General features: G+C 65.4%; 14 protein-coding genes and 1 tRNA gene. 11 read left to right on the top strand and 4 right to left on the bottom strand.

Annotation, left to right across the window (positions count from 1 at the left end; translation table 11 throughout):
• Nucleotide 1: 1 nt before the first annotated feature.
• Nucleotides 2-78, bottom strand: a tRNA-Met gene (locus BT115_RS15910).
• A 171-nt stretch (nucleotides 79-249) separates the two neighbouring features.
• On the opposite strand from BT115_RS15910, the gene BT115_RS15905 reads away from it, so the two are divergent.
• The 8 genes from BT115_RS15905 (at nucleotide 250) to BT115_RS15870 (ending at nucleotide 5,318) form a co-directional block, all read left to right on the top strand.
• Complete coding sequence (locus BT115_RS15905) at nucleotides 250-783, top strand: RNA pyrophosphohydrolase (RefSeq protein WP_072323584.1); 534 nt, start codon at nucleotides 250-252, stop codon at nucleotides 781-783.
• An 88-nt stretch (nucleotides 784-871) separates the two neighbouring features.
• Nucleotides 872-1,075, top strand: coding sequence for a (2Fe-2S)-binding protein (locus tag BT115_RS15900; RefSeq protein WP_072323583.1), 204 nt, complete (start codon nucleotides 872-874; stop codon nucleotides 1,073-1,075).
• A 105-nt stretch (nucleotides 1,076-1,180) separates the two neighbouring features.
• Nucleotides 1,181-1,660 (top strand): bacterioferritin, encoded by a 480-nt coding sequence (gene bfr / locus BT115_RS15895; protein WP_072323582.1) that lies wholly within the window; start codon nucleotides 1,181-1,183, stop codon nucleotides 1,658-1,660.
• A 110-nt stretch (nucleotides 1,661-1,770) separates the two neighbouring features.
• On the top strand, nucleotides 1,771-2,514 hold the full coding sequence (locus tag BT115_RS15890) for a DUF6776 family protein (RefSeq protein WP_072323581.1): 744 nt from the start codon (nucleotides 1,771-1,773) through the stop codon (nucleotides 2,512-2,514).
• Nucleotides 2,501-2,935 carry a bactofilin family protein gene (locus BT115_RS15885; protein ID WP_072323580.1) on the top strand — a complete coding sequence of 145 codons (435 nt, stop codon included), beginning with the start codon at nucleotides 2,501-2,503 and terminating at the stop codon, nucleotides 2,933-2,935. Before BT115_RS15890 ends, BT115_RS15885 begins: the two co-directional genes overlap by 14 nt.
• Nucleotides 2,936-2,966: 31 nt before the next feature.
• On the top strand, nucleotides 2,967-3,350 hold the full coding sequence (gene erpA, locus BT115_RS15880) for an iron-sulfur cluster insertion protein ErpA (RefSeq protein WP_143144596.1): 384 nt from the start codon (nucleotides 2,967-2,969) through the stop codon (nucleotides 3,348-3,350).
• Between the two features lie 13 nt (nucleotides 3,351-3,363).
• Nucleotides 3,364-4,353, top strand: a complete 990-nt coding sequence (gene nudC / locus BT115_RS15875) for an NAD(+) diphosphatase (protein ID WP_255369455.1) — start codon at nucleotides 3,364-3,366, stop codon at nucleotides 4,351-4,353.
• A gap of 98 nt (nucleotides 4,354-4,451) precedes the next feature.
• Nucleotides 4,452-5,318, top strand: a complete 867-nt coding sequence (locus BT115_RS15870; RefSeq protein ID WP_072323578.1) for a beta-lactamase induction protein — start codon at nucleotides 4,452-4,454, stop codon at nucleotides 5,316-5,318.
• Nucleotides 5,319-5,321: 3 nt separating this feature from the next.
• On the opposite strand, the gene BT115_RS15865 is transcribed toward BT115_RS15870, so the two are convergent.
• The gene (locus BT115_RS15865) at nucleotides 5,322-7,196 is read right to left on the bottom strand and encodes an MFS transporter (protein WP_072323577.1); all 1,875 of its coding nucleotides are present in this window, start codon (nucleotides 7,194-7,196) and stop codon (nucleotides 5,322-5,324) included.
• A gap of 191 nt (nucleotides 7,197-7,387) precedes the next feature.
• Between BT115_RS15865 and BT115_RS18685 the strand changes: the two genes are divergently transcribed.
• Both BT115_RS18685 and BT115_RS15855 read left to right on the top strand, forming a co-directional pair.
• Nucleotides 7,388-8,119, top strand: a complete 732-nt coding sequence (locus BT115_RS18685) for a hypothetical protein (RefSeq protein ID WP_072323576.1) — start codon at nucleotides 7,388-7,390, stop codon at nucleotides 8,117-8,119.
• Entirely contained in the window at nucleotides 8,077-9,300 is a 1,224-nt protein-coding gene (locus BT115_RS15855; protein WP_072323575.1) for an RICIN domain-containing protein, read from the top strand. Before BT115_RS18685 ends, BT115_RS15855 begins: the two co-directional genes overlap by 43 nt.
• 41 nt (nucleotides 9,301-9,341) lie before the next feature.
• On the opposite strand, the gene purD is transcribed toward BT115_RS15855, so the two are convergent.
• On the bottom strand, nucleotides 9,342-10,625 hold the full coding sequence (purD, locus tag BT115_RS15850; protein WP_072323574.1) for a phosphoribosylamine--glycine ligase: 1,284 nt from the start codon (nucleotides 10,623-10,625) through the stop codon (nucleotides 9,342-9,344).
• A 135-nt stretch (nucleotides 10,626-10,760) separates the two neighbouring features.
• Here purD and blaOXA point away from each other — a divergent pair, with 135 nt between their 5' ends.
• Nucleotides 10,761-11,606, top strand: a complete 846-nt coding sequence (gene blaOXA, locus BT115_RS15845; protein ID WP_072323573.1) for a class D beta-lactamase — start codon at nucleotides 10,761-10,763, stop codon at nucleotides 11,604-11,606.
• Nucleotides 11,607-11,653: 47 nt separating this feature from the next.
• Here blaOXA and BT115_RS15840 read toward each other — a convergent pair whose 3' ends face one another.
• On the bottom strand, nucleotides 11,654-13,021 hold the full coding sequence (locus BT115_RS15840; protein ID WP_072323572.1) for an AMP-binding protein: 1,368 nt from the start codon (nucleotides 13,019-13,021) through the stop codon (nucleotides 11,654-11,656).
• Between the last annotated feature and the right edge of the window lie 3 nt (nucleotides 13,022-13,024).

The raw sequence follows: 13,024 nt of genomic DNA, 5'->3' as shown, positions 1-13,024 counted from the left end.
TTGGTGGCTAGAGGCGGGCTCGAACCGCCGACCTCAGCATTATGAGTGCCGCGCTCTGACCAGCTGAGCTACCTAGCCGTGAAACCTGGTCGTTCACGGGCGGACCCGCGAAGGCCGGGCAGTTTAATCGGCGCTGGCCTTCCGTTCAAGTAGCGCCTTGCCCGCGCTTCTCGCGCTGTGGTTGAATCGGGCGCATCGAGCGTGCCGGCGTACCGCCGGAAAACGCCGGACCGGGTCTGCGGAGGGCGGATGATCGACGCTGATGGCTATCGACCGAACGTGGGGATCGTGCTCCTGAACGGAGACGGCCGCCTGTTCTGGGCGCGCCGCGTCAATCGGGACGGCTGGCAGTTCCCCCAGGGGGGCATGCGTAGCGACGAGACACCCCTGGAAGCCATGTACCGCGAGTTGGAGGAAGAAACCGGCTTGCGCGCCGAGCACGTGGAAGTGCTGGCGGAGACTCGTGGCTGGCTGCGCTACCGTCTGCCGAGCCGGTTCGTCCGCCATCACCAGCGGCCGACATGTATCGGCCAGAAGCAGGTCTGGTTCCTGCTGCGCCTCACCTGCAGCGAGGATGCGTTCCGGCTCGACGCCTGCGAGAAGCCCGAGTTCGATCTCTGGCGCTGGGTGGATTTCTGGTATCCCGCCCATCACGTGGTCAATTTCAAGCGGGAGGTCTACGAGCGCGCCCTGCGCCAGTTCGCACCTACCGTGGAGACCGTGTGCCGCGTCGAAGTCGGCCGTTGCCCCCAGCAAGCCGAAGCACTTCGCCGGGCGCCGTAAGCCTGCGCGCCGCGTGGATTAACGGTCGCCCACGCCTTCACATTTATGTAGTTGACAATCGTTCGCATTCGCGTTCGAATGCGCACCCATGTACATCTGCATGTGCAACGCCGTTACCGACCACGCCATCCGCCGCGCCGCGGCCGAGGGCGTCGAGTCCTTCGCCGAACTCCAGGCCCGCACCGGCTGCTCGGACTGCTGCGGCGCGTGCGAGTCGGAAGCCCGCCAGTGCCTGCGCGACGCCGTCGCGGAGACCCGCTCGGTGCTGACCTTCCTGCCGCAGCCAGCCTGACCTCTCCGCGTCCTTAGCTGCGGACGCGAACCGCCTTCATTCTCGTTACGCTGCTGTCTTTCAGAGCGACGTATAGTCGCGCCTCGTATACGCAAGGAGATCCCCATGAAGGGCGACGCGAAGGTCATCGAATATCTCAATAAGGTCCTCTACAACGAGCTGGCCGCGATCAACCAGTACTTCCTCCATTACCGGATGTTCAAGGACTGGGGCTACAACGAGCTGGCCAAGCACGAGTACGAGGAATCGATCGAGGAGATGAAGCACGCGGACAAGCTCATCGAGCGGATCCTGTTCCTCGACGGCCTCCCGAATCTCCAGCACCTGGGCAAGCTGCGCATCGGCGAGAACGTGGTCGAAGCCCTGCAGGGCGATCTGGACCTCGAAATGCTCGCCACGAAGGATCTGCGCGAGGCCATCGCCTACAGCGAAGGCATCCACGACTTCGTCAGCCGCGACCTCTTCAAGTTCATTCTCGGCCAGGAAGAAGAACACATCGACTGGCTGGAGACGCAGTTCAGCCTGATCTCCGACATCGGACCCGAGCGCTACATGCTCAGCAAGGTGGGCTCGCTGCACGATTGACCGAAAGCCGCCGCAAGGCGGCTTTCCCATTCAGGGGGCGGGTTCCTTGACCTTGGGTGGAAGCGGGGGCTATACCATCCCGCCTTCACGCCTTCTCCACGGAATCGTTCATGGCTCCTCGCCACCCTCCCCGCTTTGTCGTGCGTACGCTCGACGATGCGGCCAGCCTTCGCCGCAAGCGACTCGTCGTAGCGGCGGGCTGGGTGCTGAGCCTCGTCTTGGTGGCCGCGGGCACGTGGTTTGCCGCTTCGGGCGGCCCGGCGACCGTCACCGATAAGGGCGCCCTGCGCCGCCTCCGCGCCGAGAACGAGGACCTGCGTCAACAGGTCACCAACCTGGAACGTGCCGCGCAGGTCAGCGACGTGGCTGCGAAGGAACTCAAACGCAACCTTGCCGAGCGCGACGAGGAAATCAGCGGCCTGCGTACCGACCTGGGCTTTTACTCACGCCTGGTGGGCAACGGTGGCCAGCGTGACGGCCTGAAGATCCAGGGCGTCCGCGCCAGCCCGGTCAAGGGCACCGCCAACGGCTGGAACCTTGTCGTCACCCTGACCCAGAACGCCCGCCGCGGCGATGTGGTGAAGGGTTCGCTGAAGGTGGCGGTCGAGGGAATCCAGGGCAACAAAGTGGTGACCCTGGAAGGCGGCGCGCTCGGGCAAGCCGGGCAATCCAGCGAACTCCCCTTCTCTTTCAAGTACTTTCAGCAGATCCAAGGCAATTTCACCTTGCCCGCAGGGTTCAAACCGACCCGCCTGCGCGTGGTCGCCGACGTCAGCGGCGACCAGGCCGTCACCGGGGCGGTGGCGTGGGCCGATGCTCTGCGCAACAACGAGGCCAGCGATGTTCAACAGTAACCGGAAGAACCAGGGGCCCGCCGTCAACGCGGCCACCACCAGCCTGATCGCCCGCGGGGTCACCGTGAACGGCGACGTCCAATTCACCGGCACGCTGCACCTGGACGGCACGATCGAGGGCTCGGTACAGGCCGATCCCGCCGGAAGCAGCGTACTCACCATCAGTGAGACCGGCCGTGTCGTGGGTCGAATTGACGTGCCCCATGCCGTCATCAACGGCTGCGTAAATGGCGACGTAGAAGTATCGGAACGCCTCGAACTCGCCCAACTGGCCCGTATCGACGGCGACGTGCATTACCAGATCCTGGAAATTGCGGCAGGCGCGCAGGTGAATGGAAAGATGGTCCACCGCGCCCCGCAGACCATCCGCCAACTGGCCCAGGCCGCGATCGACGCCGCACCGGTCCTCGGCGAGGCTTGACCTGACGGGGAACGGCGCCATTATGAGCGGCATGAACAACCCATTCCCCATGGCTCCGGGCCAGGCGCCAGACTACCGCTCGGGATGCGCGCCGCTCGTCTTCACGGAGGCCGCTGCCCGCAAGGTGCATGAGCTGATCGAGGAAGAAGGCAACCCCGAGCTGAAGCTCCGCGTATACATCAGCGGCGGCGGTTGCTCCGGCTTCCAGTACGGCTTCACCTTCGACGAGGCGCAGGCCGAGGACGACCTTGCCGTCGCCCGTGAGGGCGTCACGTTGCTTGTCGATCCGCTCTCGTTGCAATACCTCACCGGTGCCGAGATCGACTACGCCGAATCGTTCAGCGGCTCGCAGTTCGTCATTCGCAACCCGAATGCGAAGACCACCTGCGGGTGCGGTTCCTCGTTCAGCGCATGACTGGTCGCGAGGCGTGAGCGTCGAGCAGGAGCGAGACAAGGAAGCCGCCACGCGAGCCCGCGAGAACGTGTTCGCGGGCATCGACATTGATCGGATGTCCGAACGGCGCGACGACCGGCTCTGGGTCGAGGAGATGGAGCGCCATCTCGATACGCGCTTCCTCGTGCTCGACAGCGAAGGCCATGCCTTCGCCAGGGAAGATACCGAATGCCTGCTGTGGATGTCGCCGGAAATGCGCGCGGAGCGCTTCGGCGATGTCGCTTCCACTCTCCTTGGCCTGGCAGATGGCCGCGCCTGGTTCGCCCTGGTGCTCGATCACCCGCAGGCTGACCTGTATGCCTCGTTCGCGGCGCACCGCCGCATGTCGCTACGCGAAGCGGGCCTGATCCTGCCTGCCTTCGAGGCCGGCTTGTTCGCGTATGCGAAGGGCATTACCCATTGGCAACGGCAGACGCGGTTCTGCAGCCAGTGCGGCGCGCCGGTGCTCGTCGTGGCGTCCGGCCATCGTGCCCAGTGCACGAATCCGGACGGGCCGCACATGCATTTCCCGCGCACGGACGCAGCGATCATCGTCATCGTCGAACAGGGCGACGCCTGCCTGCTGGGCCGACAGCGCGGCTGGCCGGCCGGGCGCTACTCCACGCTCGCGGGCTTCATCGAGCCCGGGGAATCGCTGGAAGACGCGGTGCGCCGCGAAGTACGCGAGGAATCGGGCGTCGAGGTCGTACACGCCACGTACCATTCGTCGCAGCCGTGGCCGCTGCCCGCCTCCTTGATGGTGGGTTTCACTGCCACCGCCCGCAACCGCGACATCCACCTGCGCGACGATGAACTCGAAGACGCCCGCTGGTTCACCGCCGACGACATCATCCAGGGCATGCGCTCAGGCAGCCTCGGTGTGCCACCGCCGCTCTCGGTTTCCTACCGACTGATCGAGCACTGGCTCGCGTTGCGTGGCGTGTCGCTCGACGACCTGGTGACTACATCCTTGCCGAAGCGCTAGGGACACGCCAGAAAACGCCTGAATCGTGATCCAGCGCGAAAGCGCGTGACGCGATCCATCGCCTACAATCAGGCATCGTCCTGCGGATCGTGCCTGCCATGGCCTTACGTCTTCTTGCCGTCCTCGTTGCCCTCGTCATCGCCTGGAGCCTTCCTCAGCTCGCGCGCTGGCGCGACGATCGGTGGTTCCGCCTCTGGGTGAATCGACTCGGCGACATCGCCGGTCCCGCTCGGGTTGCGGTCGTGCTGCTGGTGCCGGTGGTGGGCTGCGCCATTCTGGCCGGCATTCTTCGCACCCTGCCCTTCTTCGACCTCGCCTGGCTGGCCTTCGCGATTCTCGTGCTGGTCTACGCCTTGGGGCCTCGTGAAATCGAGAGCGACATCGACGCGATCGTGCGCGCACCCGACACGCTGCGTCGCGAGGAAGCCGTGGCGGCGCTTCGCCACGACGATGCACCGCTGGGCTGGTTCGCACCCGTGCTGGTGGAAGCCGCCTTCTACGGCGCCTTGCGCCGCCGCTTCGGCGTCCTCTTCTGGTTCTTCTTGCTGGGCCCCACGGGCGCGCTCGGTTACCGCCTCGCACAAGTCCTTGGACGCGACGCCGCGCTGGCGCTGGATGGCGCCACCCGTGCCGCCGCACGGCGCGTGGCCGACGCGCTCGACTGGATCCCGGCGCACCTGATGGTGTTCGCGATGGCGCTCGTCTCCGACTTCGACGCGGTCATGGGCGCGTGGAAGCTGTGGCATCGCACATCGGGAAGCCCGCGCTCGCGCCTGGACCCCGAGTTCCTCGGCGCCGTGGCCCGCGCTGGCGTCGACGCCGACGTGGAAGCCGGCGACGGCTACGTGCAGGACGTGAGCGATCCCATCGCCGAACTGGAGGATGCGCGTCGCGTGATCCGCCGCGTACTGGTGGTGTGGCTCGCCGTGGTGGCCACGATCGTGCTGGCCGCCTGGTTCGCCTGACCGTTACGCCGCGTCGCCGCGCAAGGCGGCCACGCGGCTTTCCAGTGCCGCTGCGCTGGCTTCACTGGCCGGCACGATCGAACCGCCCACGAGTTCAATCCGCGACCAGAACCGCCGCGGCAACCGCGCGCGGTGCAAAGCGCTGTCGCGACGACTGAAGATGCTGCCCCACATGCCGCGCAACGCCAGCGGCACGACCGGCACCGGACGCCGCGCCAGGATGCGATCCACCCCGGGGCGAAATGGCTGGATGCTGCCGTCGCGCGTGATGCCGCCCTCGGGGAAGATGCACACCACTTCGCCCTTCGCCAGCGCCTCGTCCACGAGTTCGAACGCGCGTTCCATGAGTTCCGGATCTTCCTTGCTCCCCGCAATCGGGATGGCCTTGGCCGTGCGGAACACGAAGCGCAGGATAGGCAGGTTGTAGATGCGGTAGTACATGACGAAGCGCATCGGCCGGCGCACGCTCGCCATGAGGATCAGCGGATCCATGAAGCTCACGTGGTTGCAAACGACGAGCGCCGCACCTTCATCGGGCACGTTCTTCAAGCCATCCACACGCACCCGGTAAAGCGAATTCACCAGCACCCAGGTGATGAACCGCATCATGAATTCGGGCACGAGGGTGAAGATGTAAACGGCGACGGCAACGTTGACGATGCCGGTGATGAGGAAGATCGTCGGCACATCGAGCCCGAGTGCCGTCAAGCCGATGCCGAAGCCGGACGCCGCACAGATCAGCAACGCATTGACAATGTTATTGCCGGCAATGATGCGCGACAGACGCTCGCGCGGCGCGCGGCTCTGCACGAAGGCAAACAGAGGCACGACGTAGAAGCCGGCGAAGGCCCCGATCATGGTGAGATCGAGCATCACCCGCCACGCGCCCGGAATCGCGATGAACGACATCCAGTCGAGCGCCGCACCCGGCGTCACTGCCGGATGGGCAAAGAAAAGATCGACCGAGAACACGGTAAGACCGAATGCCCCCATGGGCACCAGCCCGATTTCCACGCGGCGATTCGACAACCGCTCGCACAGCAGGGAGCCGATGCCCGTGCCCAGCGAGAACAGGGTCAGCACCAGCGTATTCACCGACCCGTCGCCGCCGAGAACGTGACGCGTGTACGTCGGCAGCTGCGCGATCATCACGGTGCCGAAGAACCAGAACCACGAGATGCCCAGCACCGCGTTGAACACGGCACGATCGTCATGAGTGATCTTCAGCACACGCCAGGTTTCGCTGAACGGGTTCCAGTTGAAGCGCAGGTCCGGCGCCGTCGCCGGCGCAGGCGGAATGGCACGACTCGCGAGGTAACCGATGCAGGCGATACCGATGGTCGTGAGCGACGCGGCCAGCGTGCCGTAGCCGGCAATCAGCATGAGCGAATTGCCGACGATCATGCCGATCAGCATCGCGAGCTGGGTACCGGTTTCCACGAGCGCGTTGCCACCCACCAGCTCGCTCCGCTCCAACGCCTGCGGAAGGATGGAGTACTTGATCGGGCCGAACACCGTGGAATGCATGCCCATCAGGAACAGCACCACGAGCAGAAGCGCCACGTGATGCGTGAAGAAACCGATCGCCGCGATCGACATCGCGGCGATCTCGAACAACTTCACGAAGCGAATGATCCGCGTCTTCTCGAACTTCTCCGCCAGCTGCCCCGCCGTGGCGGAAAACAGGAAGTACGGAAGGATGAACAGCGCAGGTGCAAGGTTCGTATAGAGCGATACCTGCGCGTCCGGCAGCGCCATCTGGAAGGCGACCAGCATGACCATGGCGTTGCGAAACGCATTGTCATTGAAGGCACCGAGCGCCTGGGTCCAGAAAAACGGGGCGAAGCGGCGCTTGGCGAGAAGAGAGAACTGCGACATTCCGTGGCCGATCCTGATTGTTCGCCGCAGTGTAACCGAGCGTCACCAGCACGTCCGGCCCGACGAATCCACCGACGCGTTCGCATGGTTCAAGAGATCCGAACATACCCACGGGAAATGAGGCATTCGCTTACAGCACGTCGTGGACGCTCCCCCCACGCTCTGACCTCCCCCATGCCAAGGAGATGGCAATGATGAAACCCCGATACCTCGCCCTCGCGCTCGCGGCCGCCATGGCCGGAACGTCCGCGTTTGCGCAGGTCGCTCCGCACGTGCCGGGCGAGGCGCCTTCCCCGCGCCTGTTAGCCCCACAGGATCTGTCGAGTGCGCTGACAGCGCCACAGACGATGCGTTCGACCCCCGACGCATCGTCCGCGCAGGCGCTGGTCTGGGTCGAGCGCGCCGACCTCGCTACGGCATCCGTTCGCCAGCGGGTCGTGGACGCATTGGCCCGCAACCGGGCCGTGCTGTTGACCGGATCCGGCGAGGACGACCAAGGCGAAATGGAAACCTTCGGCTTTCGCGCACCAGGCGTGGCATCGATCTATCGGCGCTCCGGCAACGGCGCCATCGACGTCATCACCGCCGATGCCGATCTGCCTGCACACGAAGCGGCGGACGCCTTCACCGAATGGCTTGGTCGCCAGAAGCCCCTGTCCGAAGTAGACCACCCCAGGATGAGGTCGCTCGTGCAGAACGGCACGGTGGACGATGGCGAATACACACCACGCATCGAGATTCACCAGGACCGCATCTTTGCCGGCCGTCGCGCCGTGCGCCATCACATCGTCGTGCTGCGCGACATCGATGCGCAACGCGACGAAAAAGTGGTGATGGTGACGACCGAAGTGGACCAGGTGCCCTCATTGGTCGGTGCCATGTGGAACGGCGCGGCCTTGCGGAAGGCAAGGGCTACCACCTGATCGTTCCCGGCCGTTACATCGTGACGACGCAACTCGCAGGCGTGGATAAACCTGTTCCGTTGACCCTTCAGGATTACGCACCGAAGTCGGACGGCGCGACCGAACGGCTCATCAATGACACCGTCTCGATCAAGACGACCTCGGGCGCAAGCGCTACGTTCGACGTATTGAACGGACTGGCTCACAACAACGCCCCCCATCTGGGCAAGGTCGCGCTCGGCTTCAACTATGCCAAGGAACACCTTGAGCAGAGGTCGGTCACCATGTCGCTCAAGGACTATTTCGTGCAGGCCTCGCCGCGTTCGGGCAAGGGAACACGCGCCATGGACTGGACATTTCCGCTGGCGTCCGACATCGCGCACTCCGTCGATTATTTCGCGGACGGCGAGAACTTTTACGGGGCGGTTAATTCCACGCGCCGGATGACCCCGATGATGCGCCAGGCGACGTTGCAGGTCGGTTCGGTGTGGCGAGTGCCTGGCGGCTACGAGGGGTCGCTTGACGTAATCACGCGTGCGACCGTCGAGTTGCGTGTGTACGACTCGCTGGAGAAAAGCATCGACTCGGGTCCCGACGACGCCGAGTCGGACATGGCATTCACGACACGCATCAACCTGGGTTCCGCGCACCTCACCCGGCAGCCGACGGTCCGTCTGCAATCGCTGCATGGACAGGGCCAGTGCCTGGCGCAGCCGGTGTCCAACGCTCCGGACGTCGTACTGGAGAGCTGCGAAAAGGGTGAGGGCGGCAAGGCGCAGCAGTGGTATCTCGAAGTCGACAATACCTACCGCAATCGCGGCAGCGGCCAATGCCTGACGACCGATCCCCATAGCGGGCGTATCCATGCCGCGGATTGCGCGGGCGCGTCGCTCACCCAGCAGTGGCAGTGGTCGGCCGACCGTATCCATTCGCTGTACATGGGTGGCAACACCTGGCGCTTGCACCTGCGCGACGGCATCGTCAACGCGATGTTCGATCCGCAGCGACACCAGACGATGGTTTCGAATCAGTACCACCCGCTGCTACGTCCGTGGTCGTCGTATCCCAACCGCCCGAGCAAGGGCGACGTGGTACCGAACCTGAGCAGCATTTCGCCACCGATCCCCGACAGCTATCTCGGCTACGACGCGGTCGGTACCGAAGAACGCTGGCAGCCGTTGCCCATTCGCTTTGGCTTGTAGCGTTCAAAACCAGGGGCGACGGATCGCCCCTGGTGCTTGCATCACCGGCGGGACAACGCGCGATAGGCGATGTCTCGCCGGTGAAACGCACCGTCGAAATGAATGCGATCCACTGCGGCATAGGCTCGCTCACGCGCGGAAGCGATGTCGTCACCCAACGCGCACACTGCCAGCACTCGACCGCCCGCCGTCACGGGGCGGCCTTCGGAGCCTTCGGCCGTGCCCGCATGGAAGACTTTCACGTCGGCACCGAAGTCGATATCGGCCCCGTCGATCGGGTCGCCTGCACGCACCTTGCCGGGGTAGCCGCCAGCCGCGATGACGACGCCGATCGCGGGTCGCGGATCCCATTGCGCTTCGACCGCAGCCATGCGGCCGTCGAGCGCTGCGTCGACGAGGTCCACGAGATCCGAGCGAAGGCGAAGCATGATCGGCTGCGTCTCGGGATCGCCGAAACGCACGTTGAACTCGATCACCTTGGGCGCACCGTTGCCGTCGATCATGAGTCCGGCGTAGAGGAAGCCCGTGAAGGGCATGCCATCGGCGGCCATACCGGCGAGCGTGGGCTCGATAACCTCGCGCATCACACGCGCCGACACTTCGTCCGTCACCACGGGCGCAGGCGAATACGCGCCCATGCCACCCGTATTCGGTCCCTTGTCGCCGTCGTCGCGACGCTTGTGGTCCTGACTGGTCGCCATCGGCAGCGCGTGCTTGCCGTCGGCCATGACGATGAAGCTGGCTTCCTCACCATCCAGAAATTCTTCGATGACGACGCGCGACGACGCGTCGCCGAATGCCTGCTGTCCGAGCATGTCGTCCAGCGCGGCCTCCGCCTCGGCGAGCGTCATCGCGACCACCACGCCCTTGCCGGCGGCCAGGCCGTCGGCCTTGATGACGATCGGCGCACCGTGCGTGCGAACGTGCGCCAGCGCAGGCGCGAGTTCGGTAAACACCGCATAGTGCGCCGTCGGGATGGCATGCCGGGCGAGAAAATCCTTCGCGAAGGCCTTGCTGCCTTCGAGTTGAGCCGCCGCGGCAGTCGGTCCGAAGCAGCGCAGGCCTTCTTGGGTGAAGCGATCGACCACGCCAGCGACCAGCGGCACTTCGGGCCCGACGACGGTCAGCTCGACGTTCTCCTTGCGTGCCAGCGCCAGCAGCCCATCGATATCGGTGACCGGGATGGCGACGTTGCGCATGCGCGGTTCGCGCGCCGTGCCTGCATTACCCGGCGCCACGATCACCTCATCCACGCGCGGGGACTGGCTGAGCTTCCAGGCCAGCGCGTGCTCGCGCCCGCCGCCGCCGATGACGAGGACTTTCATGAGGATCTCCAGACGTTGAGGCGGGCATTCTACCCGGCACATCCTCACCTTGCCCGCGAAACGCCCTGACCGCGCCCTTTGCGACGCCGCTCGGCTTGTCAGCCTCCGTGAGCACTGCCCATGGAGATCGCCCTCATGAAACGTCTGTTCACACTGCTTCCCGCGCTGTTTGCCCTCGTGGCGGCCACCGCCTCGCACGCCGCCGACTGGAAGGAACACCCCGAGTGGGGCAAGGCCTTTGCCGACGCACACGTCAAGGGCACGTTGCTCGTCTACGAGGAGGGCACCCAGACGATGCACGTCTACGACGCAGAGCGTGCGCGTCGCCCTTACCTTCCCGCGTCCACGTTCAAGGTCTTCAACGCACTCGTGGCGATCGACACCGGCGCAGTGGCGGACGAGTTCGATCCGATTCCCTGGGACGGCAAGGTCCGCAGCATGGGCGGCACGCCGAATGCGCAATGGAACCGCGCCAACAGCCTCGCCAGCGGCATGCGTTATTCCACCGTGTGGCTTTATCAGGAAGTGGCGCGACGAGCCGGTCAGCAGCGCATGCAATCCTGGATCGACAAGGCAGGTTACGGCAACCGCGACATCAGCGGCGGCATCGACCAGTTCTGGTTGACCGGCGGTCTGCGCATTTCCGCCGAGCAGCAGGTGGCGTTCCTGCGCCGGCTCGCCGACGGCACGCTTCCGTTCTCGGCGCGCGCGCAGGAAATCGTCCGCCGCATCACCATCTACGAAGCCGGTACCGATTTCATCCTGCACGCCAAGACGGGTTGGGGAACGCACGCCGCGGAGAACCGCACCGATCCGGCCAAGTCGGACGACATCGGCTGGTACGTGGGCTGGGTGGAACACGCTGGCAAGCGCTGGTTCTTCGCCATGAACATCGACATCGCGAAGCCGGAAGACGGCGTGCAGCGCGTGACGCTGGCAAAGAAACTGCTGACGACGCTGGGCGCCTTCAGCCAGCCTTGAAACTCACGGCCTGGGTGTCGCCCGTCGACGCCCAGGCTCGCTCCCGATCAGAGTGCCGGACGGATGAGTTCCAGCAGGCTGCCGCGCGGCAACTTGCCGGTCTCGTTGCGCGGCAGCGCATCGACCAGACGCAGCGGACGCGGCAGGAAAACCGGGTCCATGGCATGGCGCAATGCGGCCATCACCGCCTGTTCGCTCATCATCGGTGCCACGACCAGCCCGGCGATGCGACGCACGCCCGACGCATCGGGTTCATCCAACTGGAACAGCACACCGTCGCGCACACCTTCGACGGCAAGCAACCGGCGATTCAGATCGCCCAGCGATGCGCGCTTACCGGCGATTTCGAGCAGGTCGGTGTTGCGTCCGCGCAACTGGAACCGCCGCCCCTCGTCATGCAAGGTGACGATGTCGGCGAGCGCGATGGGCTCGTCGAGTTGAGGCGCATCGACCAGCGTGCCGTCGGGCTGCGGGTGCAGCGTCACGCCCGGGTACAGAGTCCAGTCGTCGGCGGCGGACGTGCGTCGGCTGGCGAAGACGCAGGTTTCCGTCGAGCCGAACACCTCATGCAGCGGTGCGCCAAAGCGACGCTCGGCTTCCGCAGCGAGATCGACCGGCATCGGTGCGGTCGCTGAGACGAAGGCGGCCAACGTCGGCAAGACCACCCCGGATTCCACCAGCGCACGCAGATGCACGGGCGTCGTCACCAGCACGCGCGGCTCGGGCATCGTGCCGAGCGCCGTGGCAACGTCGGCCGGAAAGAACGGCCGGCCCGCATGCACGCTCACCTCGGACAGCAAGGGCATCAGCACCGACATCTCGATGCCGTACATGTGCTGCGGGGGTACCGTCGCGACCACATCGAACGACGTACCGATCGCGGTCCGCAGCAAGTTGGCATTGCCTGCATTGCTGGCAACGAAACTGCCCCACGTCTTCACGTTGGGCTTCGGCCGGCCCGTGGAGCCTGAGGTGTAGCCAATCGCGGCCACTGTGTCGGCGGGAATATGCGGGACCTCAACCGGCGCCGCATCGTCGTCGTCGAGCGCGGGCATCTGAAGGTAGCCCACCGGTGCGGGCGACAGCGGAAGCTCGCCGATGGCATACGACCCAGGATGACCCGCCATCACCTCGTCGATCGCATGCGGCGCGCGCGACGGGGGGAGCAGATTGGTCTGCCCACGCACGATCAACGCAGCAAACGCCACCAGGAACGCGTAGCGGTCCTCGCACAGATTGACCGCACCGACGGCCTCGGGCAGCAAGGCGGCGACCGTGCTGACGTGGCCAAGGAAGGTGGCGGCGCTGACGGGGCGGCCGTCACGCCAGGCAATCGGCCGCGAGAGGTCGCCGACAAGCAGCGGCAAGGGCACGCCTGCGCGGCGCCCGGTGAACTCATGAAGGTTGGACGACAACGG

Origin of the sequence: Luteibacter sp. UNCMF366Tsu5.1, assembly GCF_900119235.1 — a bacterium.
Taxonomy (GTDB): domain Bacteria; phylum Pseudomonadota; class Gammaproteobacteria; order Xanthomonadales; family Rhodanobacteraceae; genus Luteibacter; species Luteibacter flocculans.
Note: the sequence above shows the minus strand (reverse complement) of the source record. Positions and strands in the feature narration are given on the sequence as shown.

Bases quoted from the DNA above. Each gene is read 5' to 3' on its own strand.
- BT115_RS15905 (WP_072323584.1), top strand. From the start codon at position 250: ATGATCGACGCTGATGGCTATCGACCGAACGTGGGGATCGTGCTCCTG.
- BT115_RS15900 (WP_072323583.1), top strand. From the start codon at position 872: ATGTACATCTGCATGTGCAACGCCGTTACCGACCACGCCATCCGCCGC.
- bfr (WP_072323582.1), top strand. From the start codon at position 1,181: ATGAAGGGCGACGCGAAGGTCATCGAATATCTCAATAAGGTCCTCTAC.
- BT115_RS15890 (WP_072323581.1), top strand. From the start codon at position 1,771: ATGGCTCCTCGCCACCCTCCCCGCTTTGTCGTGCGTACGCTCGACGAT.
- BT115_RS15885 (WP_072323580.1), top strand. From the start codon at position 2,501: ATGTTCAACAGTAACCGGAAGAACCAGGGGCCCGCCGTCAACGCGGCC.
- erpA (WP_143144596.1), top strand. From the start codon at position 2,967: ATGAACAACCCATTCCCCATGGCTCCGGGCCAGGCGCCAGACTACCGC.
- BT115_RS15870 (WP_072323578.1), top strand. From the start codon at position 4,452: ATGGCCTTACGTCTTCTTGCCGTCCTCGTTGCCCTCGTCATCGCCTGG.
- BT115_RS15865 (WP_072323577.1), bottom strand. From the start codon at position 7,196: ATGTCGCAGTTCTCTCTTCTCGCCAAGCGCCGCTTCGCCCCGTTTTTC.
- BT115_RS18685 (WP_072323576.1), top strand. From the start codon at position 7,388: ATGATGAAACCCCGATACCTCGCCCTCGCGCTCGCGGCCGCCATGGCC.
- purD (WP_072323574.1), bottom strand. From the start codon at position 10,625: ATGAAAGTCCTCGTCATCGGCGGCGGCGGGCGCGAGCACGCGCTGGCC.
- blaOXA (WP_072323573.1), top strand. From the start codon at position 10,761: ATGAAACGTCTGTTCACACTGCTTCCCGCGCTGTTTGCCCTCGTGGCG.